The organism is Bradyrhizobium sp. USDA 336, assembly GCF_044908355.1.
GTDB lineage: Bacteria > Pseudomonadota > Alphaproteobacteria > Rhizobiales > Xanthobacteraceae > Bradyrhizobium > Bradyrhizobium yuanmingense.
Genome location: NZ_JBIYDC010000002.1, coordinates 5,138,415 through 5,158,470, shown reverse-complemented (window position 1 = coordinate 5,158,470; position 20,056 = coordinate 5,138,415). Strand labels below are relative to the sequence as shown.

At 58.6% G+C, this 20,056-nt stretch carries 14 protein-coding genes; all 14 read left to right on the top strand.

Annotated features, from left to right (window positions below; all coding sequences use genetic code 11):
* The first annotated feature begins 2 nt into the window (after positions 1–2).
* The 14 genes from ABIA45_RS25160 to ABIA45_RS25095 all read left to right on the top strand — a co-directional run bounded on the left by ABIA45_RS25160 (position 3) and on the right by ABIA45_RS25095 (position 19,883).
* Positions 3–911, top strand: coding sequence for a lytic transglycosylase domain-containing protein (locus tag ABIA45_RS25160; RefSeq protein ID WP_404654142.1), 909 nt, complete (start codon positions 3–5; stop codon positions 909–911).
* Positions 912–1,379: 468 nt separating this feature from the next.
* Entirely contained in the window at positions 1,380–3,119 is a 1,740-nt protein-coding gene (locus ABIA45_RS25155; RefSeq protein ID WP_404654141.1) for a relaxase/mobilization nuclease domain-containing protein, read from the top strand.
* 41 nt (positions 3,120–3,160) lie between these two features.
* Positions 3,161–5,143 carry a conjugal transfer protein TraG gene (locus ABIA45_RS25150; protein WP_404654140.1) on the top strand — a complete coding sequence of 661 codons (1,983 nt, stop codon included), beginning with the start codon at positions 3,161–3,163 and terminating at the stop codon, positions 5,141–5,143.
* Between the two features lie 7 nt (positions 5,144–5,150).
* A complete protein-coding gene (locus ABIA45_RS25145; RefSeq protein WP_404654139.1) occupies positions 5,151–5,591 on the top strand; it encodes a CopG family transcriptional regulator in 441 nt (146 codons plus the stop codon).
* A gap of 237 nt (positions 5,592–5,828) precedes the next feature.
* Entirely contained in the window at positions 5,829–6,332 is a 504-nt protein-coding gene (locus ABIA45_RS25140) for a GNAT family N-acetyltransferase (protein ID WP_404654138.1), read from the top strand.
* A 1,062-nt stretch (positions 6,333–7,394) separates the two neighbouring features.
* Entirely contained in the window at positions 7,395–8,333 is a 939-nt protein-coding gene (locus ABIA45_RS25135; protein WP_404654137.1) for a DMT family transporter, read from the top strand.
* Between the two features lie 42 nt (positions 8,334–8,375).
* Positions 8,376–9,674: an aspartate aminotransferase family protein gene (locus ABIA45_RS25130; protein ID WP_404654136.1), complete on the top strand. Its 1,299-nt coding sequence runs from the start codon at positions 8,376–8,378 to the stop codon at positions 9,672–9,674.
* 14 nt (positions 9,675–9,688) lie between these two features.
* Positions 9,689–12,607, top strand: a complete 2,919-nt coding sequence (locus ABIA45_RS25125; RefSeq protein WP_404654135.1) for an AMP-binding protein — start codon at positions 9,689–9,691, stop codon at positions 12,605–12,607.
* 546 nt (positions 12,608–13,153) lie between these two features.
* The gene (locus ABIA45_RS25120; protein ID WP_404654134.1) at positions 13,154–14,377 is read left to right on the top strand and encodes a Coenzyme F420 hydrogenase/dehydrogenase, beta subunit C-terminal domain; all 1,224 of its coding nucleotides are present in this window, start codon (positions 13,154–13,156) and stop codon (positions 14,375–14,377) included.
* On the top strand, positions 14,374–15,720 hold the full coding sequence (locus tag ABIA45_RS25115) for a 3-phosphoshikimate 1-carboxyvinyltransferase (RefSeq protein WP_404654133.1): 1,347 nt from the start codon (positions 14,374–14,376) through the stop codon (positions 15,718–15,720). Before ABIA45_RS25120 ends, ABIA45_RS25115 begins: the two co-directional genes overlap by 4 nt.
* Positions 15,721–15,725: 5 nt before the next feature.
* Positions 15,726–16,727, top strand: a complete 1,002-nt coding sequence (locus tag ABIA45_RS25110) for a hypothetical protein (protein WP_404654132.1) — start codon at positions 15,726–15,728, stop codon at positions 16,725–16,727.
* Positions 16,728–16,853: 126 nt separating this feature from the next.
* Entirely contained in the window at positions 16,854–17,471 is a 618-nt protein-coding gene (locus tag ABIA45_RS25105; protein ID WP_404654131.1) for a hypothetical protein, read from the top strand.
* A gap of 154 nt (positions 17,472–17,625) precedes the next feature.
* Entirely contained in the window at positions 17,626–18,249 is a 624-nt protein-coding gene (locus ABIA45_RS25100; protein WP_404654130.1) for a hypothetical protein, read from the top strand.
* Positions 18,250–18,903: 654 nt separating this feature from the next.
* Positions 18,904–19,883, top strand: a protein-coding gene (locus ABIA45_RS25095; protein ID WP_404654129.1) for an IS630 family transposase whose coding sequence is annotated in 2 segments (ribosomal slippage) — positions 18,904–19,270 and positions 19,270–19,883 — 981 coding nt in all. Because the reading frame shifts where the segments join, the coding sequence is not laid out codon by codon here.
* Positions 19,884–20,056: the final 173 nt, after the last annotated feature.

Below are 20,056 nucleotides of genomic sequence, written 5' to 3'. Positions count from 1 at the left end.
GCATGCAGGATCCTATCGTGCGTGCCGGCAACCAGGCGCATCAACGGTCCACCTCCTTGTGCGGGGGAAAGCCGTCTCATCCCTCGGGTCCGCGCAACGGTCGGGCGGCTGCCGCGCACAGCGGCGGTCAAACCGGCGATCCGTGCGCGCCGCCGGTAGGCGGCACGACGCCTTGCCATGATGGCGGAGCCACGGCGGGCCTTGCCGTTCTCCTCCTCACCGGCCTGCTGGTGATTGGCGCGCCAACGGCAGCAGTCTCCGCACAGAGAGCGCCGGCACGAAGTCAACCGGCGAACGATCACTACGCATCTCATGTGGCAGAGGCCGCGCAGCGCTTTGGCATTCCGGCTGCATGGATACACGCCGTCATGCACATCGAGAGCAACGGCGATCGGCGCGCCGTCTCACCCAAAGGCGCACTCGGCCTGATGCAACTCATGCCCAAGACCTGGGCGGACATGCGAGTTCGCTATGGTCTCGGGCGCGATCCCTTTGATCCCCGTGACAACATCCTCGCCGGCGCCGCCTTTCTTCGCGAACTGCACGACCGTTACGGCTCGCCCGGTTTTCTCGCGGCCTATAATGCAGGTCCCGGCCGCTACGAGGAGTTTCGCGATAGACATCGTCCACTGCCCGCCGAGACCGTCGCCTATGTCGCGGCCACCGCCCCTTTTGTCGATGCGGAGGGGGCACCAGCGCCTCTTCTCCTCGCGGCTTCTTCTCGTTCATCCTGGACGCGGGCGCCGCTGTTTTTCGGCCACGTTGACGGTCCGTCTCGTGGCGTGCGAGCGGCGCTCGATCAACCCGCGCACGGCGGCTCAGTTGGCACTCCGGTGCACGATATTTCGGCGATTGCGCCGCAGTCGGAGGGCCTGTTCGTCGCGCTCTCGGCCACGGGGCGTTCGCAATGACTGCACGACATCTTCAACGTCAATGCGCAGATCGTGGTACGTCTGCACGCACCCTTGTTGCGGCGGCTGCACATCGGTCAGCTCGCGATATCAGCTGTCAGTTTCCAGGTTCGCTGGCGCCCCTTGACGAACATTCGGTTTGCATTCGAAACGCTGCAACACAGTCATGCGGGCGATGCCTTCGGCCCGCGCTCTACTCGTCGCTTCGCTCCTCACCGAGCCACCCTACGGGTGTCTCGGCCCTTCGGGTAACGATCGCTATCGCAAACACTCGCAAACAGTGGGGGCTTCCGCGAGTACCGACCGAACGATGGCGAGATAAAAGGCCGCAATGTGCGGCCCGGTTGGTCGGTTGTTGTTGCTTCGCTTTTTTACTGATCTCGCAACGTGCGACTTCGGCGCGCAATGTGCGGCCCACTGTCAACTCATTGCACGGATTCAGCATTCCGCACATTGTCGAGGCCGGCCATGGCTGAGGAGAAGGAGTTTCAGCCTCGGCCTGGCCGCATCCGCTCCTCAAGGAGCCAGCGAACCAAGCCCTTCATCGCCCAGGCGCTTGCCGCCGCTCAGCGCGCTGGCGGCGGCGTTTCGCGGGCCGGCCATCTCGTGAGCCACCGTCATTCGCGCTTCGGCCGCGGCCGCTTGGCCAGCGTGCGGGCAAACCGTCTGCTCACCGGCCGTTCGCGCCTGGTGACGATCAAGACGCGCGTTGTCCGGCATAGAGCGAGATCGGCGCCGCTCGCCGCGCATCTCGGCTATCTCCGTCGAGAGGGCGTCACTCGGGACGGAGAGAGGGCTCACCTGTTCGGCCCGGACACGGAGGATGCCGATCCCAAGACATTCGCCGAGCGCTGTCAGAATGACCGCCACCATTTCCGCTTCATCGTCTCGCCCGAAGACGCGCCCGATATGGCCGACCTCAAGGGCTTCACCCGCGAGTTGGTCGGGCAGATGGAGAAAGATCTTGGTACCAAGCTCGACTGGGTGGGTGTCGATCACTGGAACACCCAGCACCCCCACGTCCACATCATCGTGCGCGGCGTCGCCGAGGATGGCCAGGACCTCGTCATCTCCCGCGACTACATCAAGGAGGGGATGCGGGCCCGCGCCCAGGACTTGGTCACGCAAGAACTCGGATTGCGCTCCGATCTCGACATCCGCCGCTCGCTCGAGGGCCAGGTCGAAGCCGAACGGTGGACACAGCTCGACCGCCAGCTCGTTCGCGATGCAGACCGGCACGGCGTCATCGACCTTGCGTCCAATCCGGCCGAGCCGCGTGATCAGTTCCATGCGTTGAAGGTCGGCCGGCTGCGGCGCCTGGAGAGCCTCGGCCTCGCTCATCAGCTCGGGCCAGGCCAATGGGTCATGGACGAGGCCGCCGAGGCGACGTTGCGCGAGCTCAGCGAGCGCGGCGACATCATCAAGCGTATCCACCGCAGCTTGATCGAGCGCGGCATCGAGCGTGGGACTGCGAGCTACGTGCTATCAGGTGAAAGCCTGGACGTCCCCGTCATGGGACGCCTCGTCGATCGCGGTCTCGACGATGAACTCAAGGGGACCGCCTATGCCGTGGTCGACGGCGTCGATGGCCGCACCCACCACATCAGGCTGCCCGATCTCGACGCCGCCGGCGACAGCGCACCGGGCTCGATCGTCGAGCTCCGCAAGTTCGATGACGCGAGAGGACAGCGTCGCGTGGCGCTGGCCGTCCGCTCTGATCTGTCGATCGAAGCGCAGGTGACGGCGAGCGGCGCGACATGGCTCGACCGGCAGGCCGTCGCACGCAATTCCGTGGCGCTCGGCCAGGGTGGCTTCGGCGCCGAAGTCCGCGAGGCCATGCAACGGCGGGCCGAGCAGCTGATCGAGCAGGGTCTCGCGAAACGCCAGGCGCAAGGACTGGTATTCGCGAAGAATCTCATCGGCACGTTGCGCAACCGGGAGCTTGAGGATCTCGGCAAGCAGCTCGCCGCCGAGACCGGCCAACCGTTCAACCCGTCGGCTGGCGGCGAGTATGTGGCCGGCACCTACCGGCAGCGACTCGTTCTCGCCTCCGGCCGCTTCGCCATGATCGATGACGGGCTGGGCTTCCGGCTCGTGCCCTGGACGCCCTCGCTCGAAAAGCAGCTCGGCCGGCATGTTTCCGGAGTCGCTCGCGCGGATGGCGGCATCGATTGGGGTTTTGGGCGCAACCGGGGGCTCGGCTTGTGAGCGATCCTTCCAATCACCGACGTCAGCAGAGGGCCGCCGCCATGTCCGCGACCAAGATTCTGTGGGGGCAGGTCATCACGGTCTTTGCGATCGTGTTGCTGACGATCTGGGCCGCGACGGAATGGACGGCCTGGCGCCTCGGCTTTCAGCCGCAGCTCGGGCAGCCCTGGTTCGAACTGTTCCATTTTCCGGTCTATCTCCCGGCGGCCTTCTTCTGGTGGTGGTACGCTTACGATGCCTATGCTCCCTCAATCTTCACCGAGGGCGCCTACATCGCGGCATCCGGCGGCATCATCGCCGCAGCCGTTGCGATCGGCATGTCAGTCTGGCGCGCCCGCGAGGCAGAGAACGCCGAGACCTATGGCTCCGCGCGTTGGGCGGAGGCAAAGGAGATCGAGCAGGCTGGCCTGCTCGGCCCCGACGGGGTCGTGCTCGGCCGGTTCGAGCGCACCTATCTTCGCCATGATGGACCGGAGCACGTCCTGTGCTTCGCACCAACCCGGAGCGGTAAGGGCGTCGGCCTCGTCATCCCTTCGCTCCTGACCTGGCCTGGCTCGGCAATTGTCCACGACATCAAGGGCGAGAACTGGCAGCTCACCGCCGGCTTCCGCAGCCGCCACGGCCGCGTCCTGCTGTTCGATCCGACCAACGCGAAGTCGTCGGCCTATAATCCGTTGCTGGAGGTCCGCCGTGGCGAGTGGGAGGTGCGCGACGTCCAGAACATCGCCGACATCCTCGTCGACCCGGAGGGAAGCCTCGAGAAGCGGAACCATTGGGAGAAAACCAGTCACGCACTCCTGGTCGGTGCGATCCTCCACGTCCTGTATGCCGAAGAGGACAAGACGCTGGCCGGCGTCGCAGCCTTCCTGTCCGATCCGAAGCGGCCGATCGAGACGACGCTTGCCGCAATGATGCGAACGGCGCATCTGGGCGAGGCCGGCGTCCATCCCGTGGTCGCGTCCGCCGCACGCGAGTTGCTGAACAAGTCCGGCAACGAACGCTCCGGCGTCTTGAGCACCGCGATGTCGTTTCTCGGCCTCTATCGCGACCCCGTGGTCGCGGAGGTGACGCGCCGCTGCGACTGGCGGATCACCGACATCGTCGGCGGAGAGCGGGCGACCACACTTTACCTTGTCGTGCCGCCATCGGACATCAACCGCACCAAACCGCTGATCCGTCTGATCCTCAACCAGATCGGCCGCCGCTTGACCGAGGATCTGCAGGCCAAGGCCGGCCGGCGCCGTCTCCTCCTGATGCTCGACGAGTTCCCGGCGCTCGGCCGGCTCGACTTCTTCGAGTCCGCGCTGGCGTTCATGGCCGGCTACGGCATCAAGAGTTTCCTGATCGCCCAGTCGCTGAACCAGATCGAGAAGGCCTATGGGCCAAACAACTCGATCCTCGATAACTGTCACGTCCGGGTCAGCTTCGCAACCAACGACGAGCGGACCGCAAAGCGAGTAAGCGATGCTCTCGGTATGGCGACCGAGATGAAGGCAATGAAGAACTATGCCGGCAGCCGGCTGGCACCTTGGCTCGGCCACCTCATGGTGTCCCGGTCAGAGACCGCCCGTCCGCTGCTGACGCCCGGCGAGATGATGCAGCTGCCGCCATCCGATGAGATCGTCATGATGTCGGGTCTTCATCCGATCCGGGCCAAGAAGGCGCGCTATTACGAGGACGCGCGCTTCCAGGAGCGCATCATGGCGCCGCCGAGGCTGACCAAGGCTAACGACAGCAGGCCAAACGACTGGAGCTCACGGCCGCTGCCGCTGCGACCATTGGCATTGCAGGCGCCGACGGACGACCGGGCGGATGACGAAGATCCCAAGACCGCCGACCGTCGGCGGCAGCCGGAACTGGACCAAGAGATGGTGGACAAGAAGGAGTCGGTCGACAACGAGTTCGCGTCTGACCTCGCCGACGAGTTCGATGAAGATGCCCCGCGGATCAGGCGTATGAACGACATGATGCAGGGCGTTGCGCGCCAGGCATCGCTCGATCCTGGCGATGAGCTTGGATTGTGAGGCTGGCATGACCGCGCCGAAGAAAAAGGCCCAGATGTCGGTCTATCTCGATCCTGACGTCATGAAAGCGCTGTCGGCCTATGCTGCTCGGCGCGAGCAGCCGATGTCGCTTATCGCCGAAGCGGCCATTGCGTCCTTTCTCTCGCCGGACGCTGACGAGCGGCGGGAAGCAGCTACCGCCAAGAGGCTCGACCAGATCGACCGCCGGATCGCGCGGCTTGAGCGGGATGTTGGGATTGCGGTCGAGACCATCGCACTCTTCATCCGGTTCTGGCTCACGACGACCCCGCCACTACCGGAGCCGGCTGCAAAGGCCGCGAGAGCGCAGGCTGGCGCGCGTTATGACAAATTCGTTGCCGCTCTGGGCCGCCGCCTCAATCACGGCCCGAAACTGCGGCAGGAAATCCCGGAGGATGTTCAGCAGACTGGCTCGTTTCGCGGTGATTAGCCGCGCGTCCTGGCTAGGTCTGCAGGAAACCTGCGTGATACCTCGCCAAAGAACAGCAAATATGTAGCAAGACTCACTATAAGATAGCCTGTTCTCACGGCATAAGAATCCTCTCGGGGTTCTCCTTGGGCAGGGGGATTCGCCGAAGATTGCCGTGATCCGCCGACCCACACACGACCGGATATCGGCAAACTCGCAATCCCGACAGGGCATGACGACATCTGGAGTTCATTTCTCATGACGCTGGACGAGAATATCTCCTTCAGGGGCGCTCGCCGCGAAGACGCGGAGACGGTTTACAACATCACGAAGGCGTCGATTGATGGCCTTGCACGCGCATCCTATTCGCCCGATCAAATCGAGAATTGGATGGGTGAACGTACGCCGGCATTTTACGAGGAGCTCATCGCCAAGGGGCGAATGACCGTGTGTCTACGCGCCGGCATTGTGGTCGGATTTGTCGATTCAGAGCCCGGCGAAGTAACACGCTTGTTTGTATTGCCAGAAGCGGCTGGCATCGGACTGGGGCGGCGGCTGCTTGAGATCGGGATTGCTCAGGCACGGTTAGGCCATGACGGTCCAGTGAGGCTCGAAGCGACTATCAACGCCGAAGGCTTCTATCAAAAGCATGGCTTTAGAAGCATAGGCAGGGGCTACTTCTCTCACGGTTTCGGTGGCGAGCCTATCGAGATCGTGCATATGGAATTGTGCGACAGTCCTGGTGCGGTTAAGCAATTGTAGCGAGTCGTGCAGCTGGCACGATCAGAACAAGCCTTCGCGGGGCGCTGAAGCTGAGACGGACCGGGAATACTGCTCCGACAAATTCAGAAAGTGGCAGCCGGCCTCAATACTTATGTGTGTTGCGACAGCACACATGGCGATCGTCGCTTCCGCATAAGTCTGCTTTTCGGCTGACAAAGCGGGCTCAAACTCTCCGCCTCGCAGTAATGCAGATTAAGTCATCTCGCGGCAGCTCGACGACGCCTCGGGCGCCAGTTTTACTTGAGCTGAACGTGGCGCAAGTTGCAGGGACACGAGCTTCCCATCCGCAGGTACAGGTAGGTTCAAGCAGAGCAAACGCTCTTGAGCCCGAGACCCTACCACAACGTTATCATCGATTTAGATGGAAGTCGGTGCAACCATGCTGTCGTGGGGAGGCTGATTTGCTCGAACGCCACGTTGTGAGCACGTCCGTGATCAGGAGGCCTGTCAAGCGCGTACGCACTTTTCGACATCTCAGCACCAGATATGGCGACATTGGTAGTTCTCGACAGTGCGAGGTTATTGGCATCAGTGGCGTCAGTATCCACCAAATTTCAAGGGACAAATTGTCCCACAGAACGTACAGCACTGGCGCGTCACGCTCTTGGCCTTCCGAACCGCGCTCAAAATCGTCTTCTTAAGAACCATTTAGGATAGCGACTTCACCAGGGGGCTCATCTGCGGGTTGGTGTCACTATGATACGAGTGAGCTCCCCGCGTTAACTACAAAGCCTGGTAGTTGAGCTAGACGACAGAAGCATGTCTCATGCCGCATGATGAAGGTCCAGCCGCTCAAGCGAGCCGTGAGGAATTCGCAATGGAACGAGAAGCAGGTTCTACCAACGGGAGTGGCCGACGCGCTGGCTCGCCAGCAGAAATGCAGCAATTCAGATCTGCCCCGCCATCACTCCTCCTCCGTTGTGAAGGCACAGCGCTCTTCGCTCTATTCCCAAGGTGCACAGACTTGATGCGCAACGTCGGCGAAACTCGCGAAGATCTCTGCAGCAAAGATCGACGGTGTAGTCTCCGGTATCGCGCAAAATGATGATTAGCGCGCGGTTGAGAAACTGGCTGACGCCAGACTTTGTGATCAGAGAGAGTTTCATTGGCGCAGCTCTGGGTCTTGCTGCGATCGCGTGCATTTCCGTCCGGCCTGTGCTCGTGAAGTTGGCTTATGTCGAGCTTCGAGACCCGATCACGATCCTCGCGATGCGAATGGCGTATTGTTTGCCAATCGCGTCAGTGTTTCTGCTGTTTTCTAGTAGGCAGATGCAGGCGCAATCGGCCCCCCTCACCATGAGAGAGAAGTCGCTTCTGACCCTGATGGGGTTTTTCGGGTTTTACGTGTCAAGCTACCTGGACTTTTGGAGCTTGGAATTTCTTTCGGCAGGAACCAGTCGCCTCATAACGTACAGCTATCCAAGTTTCGTGATGGTATTTTCCATACTGATTTTGAGGCGATGGCCAACACGTTCCGAGGTTGGTGCGCTCATCATCACGTATGCGGGGCTCTTGGCACTGTTGATCAGTGGTACCTCAGTCGCGGGGCCGGAAGCGGTTCAAGGAGCCGGCTTGGCCTGGCTCAGCGCGGCCACGTACGCGCTATATCTCGTTCTAAACAGCGGTATCGGGCATCGTGTTGGTTCGCTTCGGACCGCGTCTTTTGTGATCCTGGTTGGTTCGACTGCTTGCGTTCTTCAGTTCTTGTTCACAAGGGACATTATGGTTTTGGCCGTATCTTGGCGGGTCTACGCATTGACGGCAGGGATGGGCCTGATCACGACGATTATTCCGGTCTACCTCGTGACTGCCGCAATGACGCGCATCGGAGCCAATCGGATGGCTTTGATTGGAGCGCTGGGCCCGGTTCTCTCGGTGGGTATGGGGGTGACTTTTCTAGGGGATGGACTTGGCGTTGCCCAAGTATTCGGTGCGTCCATGATCTTGGCGGGAGTGGCTTGGGTTACGGCGCTACGATGATCAGTCGATTAGTTCCTCGGCAATGCCTTCGGCGATGCGTGGATGGCCAAGCCGTATTTCAACTTTCACTCACCCTTCCTTGGTGGCGGTATGTTCTGTGAAGCAAGATCCATCTCCGTTAGGCGGCACAACGGCAAATCACCGTCTATGGTTCGTGGCACTGGGTGCTACTTGTACGATGCGGAAGGCAAGGCGTACCTGGATATGTCCGGCGGCAGCGGCGCCGCGAACCTTGGATATGGACGGCAGGAAATCATTCAGGCCATTCGGCATCAAGCGGAGCTCTTGATCCATACGGGCTGGAACATCGACAACCCGCATCGCCACGCTTTGATCGAAAGATTGGCCCTCGTGGTCCCCTTCAAGAACGCTTCCGTCATGGGCGCTGTGACCGGGGCGGAAGCCATCGAAGTTGCGCTGAAAATTGCACGCGCGAAGACAGGCCGCAACTGTGTTCTGTATTTTAGCAACGCATTTCACGGTAAGACGCAAGGAGCGCTCGCCGTGTCGTCCAACAAGCTATTTCGGAAACACATTCCGGCCGATGCCGTGGAATATCCCTGCTTTTCTTTGGAGAGTTGTTACCCCGATATTGGTGAAGACACATCCGACTGGTCGAGTTCATTCCGTCGATACCTCGACACGCTGGAGGAGGCTCGAGGCCAACTGCCTGCTGCGATCGTCGTCGAGCCAATCCAGGCCGCCGAGGGAGTTCATCCGTTACCGTCATGGACACTTGAAACGATCCTGCGGGTCGGACTGGAGCGGGGTGTCATTACTGTCTTCGATGAGATATATACCGGCTTTGGGCGCACCGGTGATCCGTTCGTCAGCCGCCAAGGAATGGTGCCCGACCTGTTGGTGGTTGGCAAAGCGCTCGGAAACGGTTTGCCGATCTCTGCGATAATCGGCGATCCGCAGCTCGTAGACCTCCTCACGTACTCGGAACATTCATCTACCTTCACATTCATGCCATTGGCATGCGCCGCCGCCTGTGCCGTCGTTGATCTCTATTGTTCAGAGCGTCCGTGGGAGAACGCCAACAGCGTGGGCCTCCACCTACGGGCGTCCCTCGATCGGCTCGCCCAGCAGGACTCCCGCATCAGCTTGGTGCGCGGTCGTGGCCTCATGCTTGCGTGTGACGTTGACGACCCAGAGGGCGCTCAACAGTCTCAGCCGCTGAGCGCTCGTCTTCGCGACAAACTTGAGGAGCTGGGCGTAATCGTACGGACAGGCGGGCAGCGGCCCTCCACGATCAAAATGACGCCGCCCCTCGTCATCTCGAAGAGGGAAGTCGACATCTTTGTTTCGGCTTTCAGCTGTGCGCTATCTTCCGTTTGAGCGGAGAACTGGCCATGTTCGACTACCTTAACGCTCGCGCTGTGGACGGTGACGCCGTTGCTGTCATCGATGCCCGTGGGACGTATAGCTTCCAACAGCTGCGCGCCCATGTAGCGCGCGCAGTCGAGACGATGAAGGCCATCGAGCCACGCGCCGACGTCGTCGTCATCTACGGCTCCCATGGACTAGGGATATATGTTAGCGTTCTGGCCGCGCTGGCAGCAACAACGAGGATCGTATTTGTAGATCCGGCCACGCCGATAAGCTTTGTTGACCACATCATTCGCGCGTTTGGCGCGTCAATGCTCGTCGACTGCAGTGGCTCCCCGGACAACGTGGCATCGACTGACGTTGAGGTCATCGACATCGAGCGCGATGTACTTCGCGCCCCGACAGTGGGAGAGTCGCATCCTTGCCTTCCTCTAAAACCGAGCTGTGCGGATTATGCGATCCTTACGAGCGGAACGACCGGAGAGCCCAAGGTCATTCTGCAATCCATCGCTTCACTTGCAGCGCACATCAGAAACTATGCGGGCTATTTGGGAGTGCGACCAGGTGATCGCGTTCTGCAACTTGCGTCTGCCGGGTGGGACGCTGGATTAATGGACATCTTCATGAGTCTGCAGCGGGGTTGCACCCTATGTACAATCAACCCAAGACAACACGACCTTGATGATGTTCAGCGATTTATCGAGCAACACGATATAGATACTCTCCATATGACCGTGCCGTACTTCAGGCGATTATATGCGGATAATGGCAATCGCTATGCCCGGCCCAAGCGACTTGTTTTGGGGGGAGAGCTGATGTATGCGAGCGACATTTCGCTCTTTAACGCAGTATTTGCTCCACTTTCCGCGTTGTACAACGCCTATGGTCCGACAGAATGCACCACTGCGCTGTATGCGAGGCATGAGCATGGACCATTGTCGCTGCAGGGCAGTTGGCCGCTCGCGCGCTCTGTTGAGGGGGTCTCGGTATCTCTGCTGACGGACGATGGCAAGGTGAGCACACCATATGTGGTCGGAGAGCTGATCATTCACTCTGAGTTGCTCGCAAAGCGTTTCGACATGGCATCGCAGACCAGTGTCGAGATCATTGCAAAGCATCCGATCGTGGACGGCGGATACTACCCCACCGGTGATTTGGCCTACTATGACGACGATGGACGAATTGTGATCGCTGGACGAAAGGACTCGGTGATCAAGGTCAATGGCCAGAAAGTCAGCTTGCACGAGGTCGACGCCACGTTGCGTGGCTTGGATGATGTAAAGGACGCATGCGCGCTCGCGATTGACGAAGATGAGGAGAAACAAATACTCGCTGCCATCGTCCCTATGTCTGAGCTGACGAACAGTGTTGACTTGCGCCGGCGGATTGCAAGGCAGCTGCCCGGGCACAAAGTACCAAAGCATTTCTTGATGCTGCCGGCTCTGCCACTAAATAAGAACAATAAGGTCGATCGGGCTGCGATTTTAGCTGCGTTCAAGCGGGACAGCCGGCTTCCATTAGCCGAAGGGTCGTCGCCATTGCAGCAAGAGATCAGCCGAGTTCTCGGTGGTGCGCCGGTCGCGACAAACCTCAGCTTCCTGGAGAACGGGGGCGACTCTTTGAGAGCGTTGCAGTTGATCACCGCACTGAGGCGCAAAGGGTTCCAGCTCGGCCTCGATCAACTGCTCTCAGATACCCCAATTCAAGAATTGTCATTGTTGACGGGTGATGCAGTGAGTGGTCCTCGAGAGAGAACGGAGGTGAGCAGCTCGTTTTTGCCTACTTTTCAGTTTCTCATAACGCGCGGGATTCCCGATCTGAATGGATGGTGTCAGACGTGTGTGCTGGATTGCTCCACATCTGTCGGCGTCGAAAAGATTGTTGCCGTTGTGCGTGGGGTTCTTATGCGCCATGTAAGCGAATGGGCTGGTTCCGATTGGCGAATTGAGCACGCGGCGGATGATGCTACGATTGAGGAAGCGGTTGAGGCTACCGAAGCGCGAATCTCGTTGGTTAATCAGAGCATTGTTTCAGTCACCGTGGTGCCGAGGAAGATCGCATCGCAGGTGGTCATTTCATGTCATCAGTTCTATGTTGATCGCTATTCTTGGGTGCTACTGTTGTCGGAGTTGGCAGACGGAACGGACGGCGACCCAAAAGACATAGCGAGCTGGTCAAGCGCGCCGCAGTATTCAAATTGGGTGGGACACTATCGGGATACGCTGGCGCGCGCTCGCGCATCGGATTTCTGGAGCGGTCTTCCGTGGACGCATTGTAATGCCAGCAGGGTGGGACCTGAGAGGGCATTTCCACCAAGAGAGAAATTCAAGCGGAAGACGAGTCGGCTTGGGTTGCTGAAGGTGCCGGCCCGCCACGGGGTGTCGAACCTGGCGCGCATGAGCGAGTTGCTGCTCGCATCGATCTTGACTGGGCTAGCTACTTGCGAGGGCAACGCGCACCAAAAGATTCACATTCTCGATTCCGGTAGAGATCTGATTGGAGCGAGTGTCGAGACGCACAGTACGTTTGGCTGGTTCACGATTATCTTCCCATTGGTCATGCGTGTATGTGCCGCCGACCTACCTCAGACCGTCAAGCAGGTCGCAGACTATCTGGTGCGGGCAAAGCCAATAGCGCACTCCTTCGGAAATGAGTTCTTCGGGCGAGCCGAGACGCAACGTGGAGTCGGTATCTACGATTGTGACGCGAGTTACAACTTTTTGGGCGATATTGAGATGTCGGCGAGTGGTGACTGGGTCGTAAACGCCGCCTCTTTAAGGACCTTGCATGGCGCTCCCAGCCATCACCTGGAGTTTACCGGCTACCTATCGCATCGCGATCTCGTTTTGACCATGGACTACGATGGCGCGGTTTATGACGATGGTTTCGTTGAAGCGCTGCAGTCGGCAATCGCTCAAGTGTTGGAGCCAATGCGGGGCTAGTCGTGCCGTCAGATCGCTAGGACAAATTCCGGCTGAACTTAGAGCGGATGAACCAGGAAAGCAGGAGGAGGGCATGACCGCACAAGCTACACGGATCAGGCTTGAGACTGAGACTGACGTCGCCTCGATTCCGGGCGCACCGCAACTCCGTGGAGACCCTCTGTCGCGGCGATTACCCGCTAGAGCAGATCGCGACGTGGCTTGAAGGCCGAGACGCCAGTATCTATGCGGGCGCCATTCGGAAGCAATGCATTTGTGTCGCTGAAAGAGTTCACATCCTAGGCTCTCGTCGAGATCGAGCGATTCGAGGTTACCAAGCGTTGTTGTTGCTGGAATGGGTCATGGAAAGCATCTCGTACAGAAGCATTGAAGTCGGATCGAGGTATCGGGAGCTCCAAAAGCTTATCTGAAAGCCATGCTCATCGCGGGCAGGTTCTATCAGAAGTACCGCTTCCACGTGGTGGACAGGGGGGTGTTCACCAGAGGCAAAAGCGCGGTCCAGTTCGAAAGCGTAAAGATGGAGCTCGACTTCACAAGGAGAGACTCTTGTCAGTCGCCAAGCTAGTTGAAGACGTATTGGCAGCCGCACTGTGCACGGGCTGCGGTGCATGTGGATTGGTGTGTCCACACAATCTCATTCTGTTCGACGAGGACACTATCCAGCCTAAGCTTGACTTTGACGCCGCCATCTGCGCCGACTGTGACCATTGTCATGGAGTTTGCCCTGGTCTCGATCCCGAGACGGATGCATCCGAAATGCACATCTATGGCCGTCATCGCGCAGCCGAGGAGCGATGGCTAGGCATTTTCACCGCGTTCTTTGGAGCGCAGTCCTGCTCAGAGGAGATCAGGTGGGCTTCGTCCAGTGGCGGTGCGGTCACAACTCTTCTGCTGGCCTCGAGGACACGACTTAGCGTGCGCCACACCCTGACGATGGGGCGAAATGCCACTGAGGGCTGGCGTGCCAGTCCGGTAGTATCTGACTCCAAAGATGTAATTATCGCGAACGCGCAATCCACCTATCAATTGGCGCCCTATCTCAATGCGCTTCGTGTGACATATGACCAGTCTCCGGACGAGAATGTCGCTGTCGTTGGCCTTGCGTGTCATGTTCAGGCTCTCCGCAAGTTGCAGCGACAAGATACCGAGATCGGCCGTTGGGCAAAGGAACGGGTTGTGTTCATGGTCGAGACTGCCTGCTCGTCAAATACCTTGCCCGCCGGAACATCGGCCATTATCTCCGACATTCTCGGTAAAGATCCCACGCGGACCGTAAACGTGAAGTACCGTGAGGGGTTATATCCAGGGAAATTCCAAGCGACGGACGTCAATCAGGATAAATGCGCGGTAGAGTTTTGGCAGATTCTGAACAAGCTCAAAGAGAACAAAACCCACCGCTGTCTTTCGTGCGGGGACTGGATGAGTGGCTTGGCTGATGTTAGCGTTTGTGACGGAGATCCGAACATATTTGACGCGAGCCTCAACGGCGGGCAAGCAATTTCCAAGCACGCTCGGGTTCTGGTGAGAACGCCGACAGGTGCCGAGATCGTTGAATACGCCGCCGAAGCCGGGCTGCTCGATCGATGGGGAATCGATCTAGTCGGCTTCAATCTTGGGCTGGAACGCAAGAAGAACCGGAGGCGCCATTACGAACAAACAACTCTTCCTATCCCGTATGGGCCGGGCGCGGGCGAGACCTATGAACGTTCCGAGTTACGGACAGATGAAGAGCTCATTAATCCTGCCAGATATAGGAGCTCCAAGTCGTGATCAGCTATCCGGACCTAGAGGTCGGCGGAACGGTCAGCAACAGGGAATCGTCGTGGGAGCGCTCAAGCTCGTACCTTCCTTCTGACAAGTCAATCAGTCACCGACTATTGCTGTTCGCCGCGCTATCGGACAAGCCGGTCGAAATTGAGGATCTCAACACCGGTGCGGCCGTTTGGCTGCTGTTAGAAGCGCTAATCCATCTCGGTATCCAGGTGGAGCACGATAAGGAGGCCCGAAAGACTATTCTGCGGGGCCGTCTGCAGGATCTTCCCAAGGTGGGCATTCCGACTGTCCAGCTCGGCCCCTCCAGTGCAGCAGCTCGGTTGTTGATTGGCGCGTTGGTGGGGGTCGGCATGAACTGCATTGTTGATGGTGATGAGACGCTCAGGCGGCGGCCATTTGACTGGATCGTCGATCCCCTGATTCAAATGGGCGGCCAGTTAGATTACCTCGGAGAGCGAGGAGCGCTGCCGATACGCGTGTTCAAGGGCGATTTCAGGGGCGGCGAGGTGCAAACGCGCGTTGGAAGCGCTCAGGCAGTCTCGGCACTCTTATTTGCAGCTATCGCTGCGCGGCGCCGCGTGGTGATCGAATATCCCGCACTCGCCAGAAATCATACTCAGGTAATGGCGGCCGCCTTTGGCGAGGCAGTTGATGATGCGGACAACCGCGTGAGCTACACGCCCCGACAATTGCGGATGCCCGAGCGAACAAAGGTGCCGAAAGATCCGTCTGCGATCGCTTACGTGGCTGCCCTTTTCTGGCTTACCAATCGGAACAACCCCGGGGCAGCACTTGAGATAAAAGACGTGTGCCTCAATCGTACCCGACTAGGCTTTTTCGATTGGATGGCCAAGTGCGGCTTTGGTTTGGAAGTTAAAGAGATCCGCGAGGTCTGCGGAGAGCCAATTGGTAGCCTTAGCCTCCGCGGCGGAGGTACGTTGCTTGCCGTCGGTCTCGACGACAAAGAGGCCTTCCACGCGATGATCGACGAAATCCCGCTAGCTTGCGCGATATGCTGTACGATTCCAGGTGAAGCAAGGTTTCGCAATCTGTTCGAGCTGACCTTCAAGGAGACCGATCGGATTGCCGCAACGCGAGAGATGTTGTTGCACCTCGGGCTCACAATCGAGGTCGACCACTATGATATTCAAGTGTGCGGCGGCCAAATTGTTAAGCCCCGCCCCTTCGTTCCATCTTTCGACGATCACCGTCTCTCCATGACTGCCCATGTGATGCTCCTGGCTTACCGGGTTAGTGCGCGCGTGATTAGCGGCGCTTGCTACCGGACTTCCTTTCCGGACTTTGGCAAGTGCTTAGCCGCCTTGATGGCTGCGGAGTGAGTGGCGTGAAGCGGTATACGATTGTCGCTGAAGGAGCGTCAGGAGTCGGTCTGCACTGGGAAGATGTGCCGGAGATCCGGGATACGGAGGTGCGTGTTCGGGTCAGGCATTCGCTGGTAAGCCCGGGAACTGAACGTCACTACATCTCGGAGCTAAGAAAAAGTGGCGGCCGGCTGGCGTTAGGCTACTGCGCTGTCGGCGCTATTGTTGCGACCGGTAAGCTCGTCGAGCACGTTCGCCCTGGTGACGATGTCCTTGCAATGGGCTGGAATATCGCGACCCACTCCAATTACATCACTGTTCCCAGGAAATTGGTCTGCAGAGTGGATCGAGGCACTAAGCTGGAGCATGCCGTGCTTGCGACGATTGGAGCGACCGCTATTCATGCTAGCGATCGGGCCCGGCTCGAAGCAGGTGACCGGGTCCTGGTTGTGGGGATGGGACTGGTCGGCACCATGATGGCCCTGGTCGCACATGCGAGTGGTTGCCAAGTATCGGCCTTGGACCGAGACGCTACGGTTGTAAAGCGCGGAATTTACTGGACTCCTCTCGATTTGGATCGCCCGGATTTGATGGACCGCCCTTTCAGTAAGATATTCCTCTGCATCGACTCGGATGTTGGCGGCCTCTTCCCTCGGATCGCGCAGTTACTCGATGTGAATGGAAATGGCCGGTCTCGTTCGAAGATCGTCAATGTTGGTAGGATCTCCGGCACGCTGAACTTGTCTCCAGCTCTTGGGAATTTCGACATCATCAATGCTTCTCGATGTGGGGCCGGCTACCGGGACGATCTGTATCACCACGGATTGAAGAACGTCTTGGTGGTAAGCGGAGAAGCTCGTGTAGATGACAATCTTCAACGGTGTCTAAAAATCGTGTCGAACTCGCCGAGCCTGCTGGAGCAGCTGAACTATGGCTTCTATCATCTTGACGAGGTGCTCGAGCGATACAACAGCCCCGAATTCTTTCCAGCTGGGATCAATTTGATCTCCCATGAACATACATAGTTCAGTGCCATCCGTCTTTGTCGCTGCCACCGGACGTTACTGCTCCAGAGGTAGCCCGCGTACGTGGAAGGACGAGTAGGACGGCTGAATGTCTACCAAAGCCCGGGGGATCATGGATGGGATACGATGAGAGTCATCTTTCTTCCGGATTTTGTCGCCTACCCAATATGCTACTTTCGCATGCTGAGAAAGTTGTCCAAGCGTGTAACCAGCGACGTAGTGAATTATAATGATTATTGGCCGTACGAATCCGTAGCAACTCTCGGAGCAGAGATTGCTAGTAAGAGGGTCTCTGCCGAGGTCGATGCAGTCGTCGGATATTCGTTTGGCGCATTTGTCGCCATCGAAACGGCTAGCGTGCTTGCTCGGAGCGGAGCTGAAGTAAAGTTGCATCTGATTGATCCGCCCAACAGGACTATGTTGGGCTCGACGGTTCCCATCGAGATCGAGGCCAGATTAAGGGCCAATCCAGCCTACAAGTATTTGTTTAGCTTGATGGAGTGCGATCTGACGCATCGGGACTGCGTACTCAGCAACATTGTGTTCTTGGCTGATGTTGCTGCGGCTCTTCAAATCGAACTGCCATGCACAGTTTATGTTGCCGGCGACCACGCAACTTCGAGGGCTCAGCTAGAGCAATTTCATTTTTCACACCAGGACGCAACGATCGTGCACTGTCCCGGCTTTAATCATAATAACATTGTCGATTGCGAGGCAATCGTGGACGGCATTTGCCGACGTTAGCGCGGGTGAATGGCGGATTTCGAGGTTGGGCGCTCGAAGGGATCGTTTCGTGGAATACGGCATGTTTAGATGCGCGTAGATTGCCCGGCCCCGCGCGCTGTCGACGAGATAAGTAACGTTTGCGTTGATCGTTGCTCCAGGCGAGGACCGGGAAATGAACGTAGGAGACAGTCCCTTCGAGGGCGCTGATATCACCGTATCTGAGATAACAGTATCGGATCTGGGACACGCCGACATCGAAAATATTCTGAACTATTGGTTTGGATCATCATCGCTGGAGCTGCGCGCAATGATCGGGTTTGACCCGAACAAGATGCCAAGCAGGCGGTTGATGCGCGAGGCACTTGCGCTTAAGACAGGCCAGGGGAGCGTCGCCCCTACGATCCTGACGATACGAGTTAGAGGTGTAAGCGTCGGTGTGCACGAACTGACTCATATCGAACCACGCGTAAGCGCAATCATGCACGCGCACATCTGGAATACAGAGCATCGTGGACGCGGGATAGGTGCTGTTTCCTACGTCCGGGCGATGGAGCGGTTCTTCGAAGCACATGGATTTCAACGACTCATCTTCGACACGCCGAGCACGAACTTGGCAGCAAACAAGGTAAAGCAACTATGGGGCATTTCGCCGTGCGGTAGAGGCACCTTCGTTATCCCCACGATGGCAGAACCGATCGCAACTACGCGATATCAAGTTGAGCGAGCACATCTGGCTGGAATTGTCGAACGGGTCGAGCGCCTTTGGAAATACAAGCCGCTACGAAAACAAGGATGAGTTTCACTTGCCGGTTCACCTGGCTGCGGCGTGATGCCCCGCTTTAGCTTCCGGACCCACTGGCCGCGCATTGAGGGGACTTCAACCTTCTCGTCGTCCTCTTGACGGTAGTTGCGATAGGAGAAACTTGTAGAGCGTGATGACGTTGCGACATAGGCCAAGGCCAGGCGCGCCCAAACAGCCAATGGCTTGAATGCTGAGGTTCCAACGCCGCCGTTATAGCACGCGATCAGATCATCATTAGTAAGGTCCAGTGCACTGAACATGCGCCAAGCGTTGTCCGCCCGGCTCGACATCCCGAGTCGTTACAGTTTCTCGATGAGATGCAGCCCGACGGATCGGGACGAGATGCCAAGCATACTGCTTGCCGCGATCAATCTCGCGCCTTGGCGGCGCTGGTGGCAAAGGAGTTGCGATCGGGAGCGAGGCATGGCCAAGCGGATGCCACCTTGATGTCATGGGAGAACAATCAAATCGCGATCGCCCTCGGTTGGTCCCATTGAGGGTGGTGATCGAACATCGGCTGATCGGAGCCGATGGCGATGCCTCGTACGAAGCTCACACCCCACGACGCAGAACTAAATGTTTGGTAGAGCGGTTCACGGATTTATTGAATCGGAGGGGATTCCGGATCTGGAGCGAATATGATTCAAGATGCTGGCTGGGCTGGAGGCCAGCATCCGATGGTCCGACCCAATTTCCAACGATTTGCGTAAGCGCGCGGTATCCGCTGTTGCCAAAGGTGAGAGCTGCCGATCTGTGGCGGAACGGTTTGGCGTTGCGGTCTCGTCAGTTGTGAAGTGGTCACAGCGTTATCGAGCGACCGGCTCGGTAGCGCCTGGCAAGATGGGTGGCCACCGCAAGCCTGTGCTTGATCCGCACCGCACCTTCATCGTCGAGCGGATCACTCAGACGCCGCACATGACGCTGCATGGTCTGAAGGCGGAACTGGCAGCCCGTGGGGTCAAGGTCTCACACAATGCGGTCTGGCTGTTCCTGCGCCGGGAAGGGCTGCGGTTCAAAAAAAGACAATGTTCGCCCTCGAACAGGCTCGCGCCGACGTCTCTCGTAGGCGCTTGCGTTGGCGATCCTGGCAAGCCGGGCTAGATCCGTGCCGGCTCGTCTTCATCGATGAAACCTGGATCAAGACCAACATGGCCCCTTTGCGAGGCTGGGGACCCAAAGGGGCGCGCCTGCGCGGCTTCGCTCCGCACGGTCACTGGCGTACCCTCACATTCCTCGGCGCGCTCCGCCATGACCAACTCACGGCACCCTGCGTCTTCGACGGCCCGATCAACGGTGAATGCTTCCGTGGTTACGTGAAGCACATTCTCCTGCCAACCCTGCGTGAAGGCGACATCGTCATTCTCGACAATCTCGGCAGCCACAAGTCGAAAGCCGTCAGGCAGATGATCAAGGCTACTGGCGCCAGGCTCTGGTACCTGCCGCCATACTCGCCTGACCTCAACCCGATTGAACAAGCCTTCTCCAAGATCAAACACTGGATGCGGCAAGCTCAGAAGCGCACCATCGAGGATACTTGGCGCCATATCGGCCGCCTCGTCCAGGACATCCAGCCTCGCGAATGCGCCAACTACTTTGCCAGCGCTGGTTATGCTTCAATCAAAATGTGAAACGCTCTAGTGACTTCCTGTTTGAGCGTCTTGTGATTCTCACCGGCCTCATGAACGTGGTGCGGACGGACCCTATGCAGAGGTAACTGGCGCCAGTTCGGAGGCGGGCGTCTATGCAGCGGTTGCGCCGCAAGAGTCGGGCGGAACTCGATGCATGGGAAGCGCGCCTGACG

Coding starts and splice junctions, on each gene's coding strand:
- ABIA45_RS25160 (WP_404654142.1), top strand. CDS start 3: ATGCAGGATCCTATCGTGCGTGCCGGCAACCAGGCGCATCAACGGTCC.
- ABIA45_RS25155 (WP_404654141.1), top strand. CDS start 1,380: ATGGCTGAGGAGAAGGAGTTTCAGCCTCGGCCTGGCCGCATCCGCTCC.
- ABIA45_RS25150 (WP_404654140.1), top strand. CDS start 3,161: ATGTCCGCGACCAAGATTCTGTGGGGGCAGGTCATCACGGTCTTTGCG.
- ABIA45_RS25145 (WP_404654139.1), top strand. CDS start 5,151: ATGACCGCGCCGAAGAAAAAGGCCCAGATGTCGGTCTATCTCGATCCT.
- ABIA45_RS25140 (WP_404654138.1), top strand. CDS start 5,829: ATGACGCTGGACGAGAATATCTCCTTCAGGGGCGCTCGCCGCGAAGAC.
- ABIA45_RS25135 (WP_404654137.1), top strand. CDS start 7,395: ATGATGATTAGCGCGCGGTTGAGAAACTGGCTGACGCCAGACTTTGTG.
- ABIA45_RS25130 (WP_404654136.1), top strand. CDS start 8,376: ATGGCCAAGCCGTATTTCAACTTTCACTCACCCTTCCTTGGTGGCGGT.
- ABIA45_RS25125 (WP_404654135.1), top strand. CDS start 9,689: ATGTTCGACTACCTTAACGCTCGCGCTGTGGACGGTGACGCCGTTGCT.
- ABIA45_RS25105 (WP_404654131.1), top strand. CDS start 16,854: ATGAGAGTCATCTTTCTTCCGGATTTTGTCGCCTACCCAATATGCTAC.
- ABIA45_RS25100 (WP_404654130.1), top strand. CDS start 17,626: ATGAACGTAGGAGACAGTCCCTTCGAGGGCGCTGATATCACCGTATCT.